The following is a 1,457-nucleotide window of genomic DNA, read 5'->3' as shown; positions in this document are numbered from 1 at the left end:
GGCATCTCGTTCTGGGATTATCTCAATGACCGCATCGGACAGGTCGCAGCCATCCCGTCCTTGCCGGAGATCGTCCGCGAACGGATCTTGGCCGCTGAGGCCGTGCCGTGAGTTATTGAGAAGTTACAAGGTAAGGTCGTAACCCAATGATTCTCCAAAATCTCGGCCTATCGTCTCGCTGGGGTAGACCTCAACGGAACAGGCCGGTGAGACGGATTGACCGCCTCATGAGGGTCTTCCTCGGCGATTGGAGACGCGAGAGGACGACGATCTAGATCCAAACGAGACGGTCGCTGGGCTGACCGAGGTTTTCTGTTCCATTGCACCTGAAACACCTATTGTCTATTTTGACTCGCTCCATTCCGGCAGACAAAGCTGCCATGCGGGCCGCAGGCGCGGCACCATCGCTACTCCATCAAGTGTGTTTCGCAAGCTATTCCAGCGTGCCAGATCAAACGAATCCCGATACAGGTACGCCATCCAGTCCGCCAGGAGCACGGCTACATCGGTTTCCATGTCGCCAGTCTCACAGATAGCCAGCCCGGCGCTGTGCCGGTACCCGGTCACAATGGTTGCATCGTCGTAGCCCAAGCGTTGGAGTGCAACCGCCGCTGTGCCCGCACGAAACGTCGTCTCCTCGGGCAGCGTCGATTCTGCCGATGAGGCAACAGGGTTGAGGGCCGCCGGGAACTCTGAGAAATGAAGGTTGGCCAACAAGGCTTGAACGTATTCAGCCAGTTCGGGTGTGTTCGCCACATGCCAGAAATTGAAGACCACGGTTTGGCGCGGCCGGGTCACCTCGGTCACCCCATGGTATGAACCCGCGTGGAGCGGAAAGCCAAAGGCTGTGTTGTATTCGGGATCAACACGGACAACCGCTTTGCCATCTGGCGAGGAGAATAATTCCAGAACACCGCCATGCTCAGGCCGCCATTGTTGATTCAGTTGCACGACCAGTCGCGCCATCTCATAGCCCAAGAGTGGTCGGTCACTATGGATACCAATGACGTGTCCTGGCAGCATTCGTTGCGCCGTGACGACAACACGATCAACGAGTGGCAACTGGGTCAGCTCGCGCATTCTCGCGAGTATTTCGCTCTTAAACGAGACCGGAATCTTCTCGGTCACGTCACAAAGCGCGCACCGGTAAAACGCCCCATCCCGATGCTGCCAATCATTGGTTTGTAAAAATAGGGCCTCGAGAGCCGCACACTGGTCCTCGGAGAAGGCGGAATCCACGCAAAAGAAGGGGAATGGATGATGGTGGTGCTGTGGTTGCAAGAGCAACGGCTGAACTCCTTGAGGTTCTCTCGGTTTTTCGTCTCCCATGGTAAGCGGTCAGATACCCCCTTGATGCTCCCGGTCGCGCAGCCCAGAATCGGGCTATCTTCACCGTCCACTGAAACCTCCCCGCCTGAGCGATGCACCTGAGCGACCACAGCCTCAGCCAGCTTGAC

At 57.2% G+C, this 1,457-nt stretch carries 2 protein-coding genes; both read right to left on the bottom strand.

The features are described 5' to 3' along the window. Positions 1 to 342 precede the first annotated feature (342 nt). The gene (locus CKO23_RS24655; protein ID WP_346014686.1) at positions 343 to 1,128 is read right to left on the bottom strand and encodes a 2OG-Fe(II) oxygenase; all 786 of its coding nucleotides are present in this window, start codon (positions 1,126 to 1,128) and stop codon (positions 343 to 345) included. After that, the coding region (locus CKO23_RS26245) for a hypothetical protein (RefSeq protein ID WP_242482713.1) at positions 1,125 to 1,457 on the bottom strand (333 nt) is incomplete at its 5' end. The genes CKO23_RS24655 and CKO23_RS26245, both read right to left, overlap by 4 nt.

Source organism: Thiocystis violacea (genome assembly GCF_016583565.1).
GTDB lineage: Bacteria > Pseudomonadota > Gammaproteobacteria > Chromatiales > Chromatiaceae > Thiorhodococcus > Thiorhodococcus violaceus_A.
Note: the sequence above shows the minus strand (reverse complement) of the source record. Positions and strands in the feature narration are given on the sequence as shown.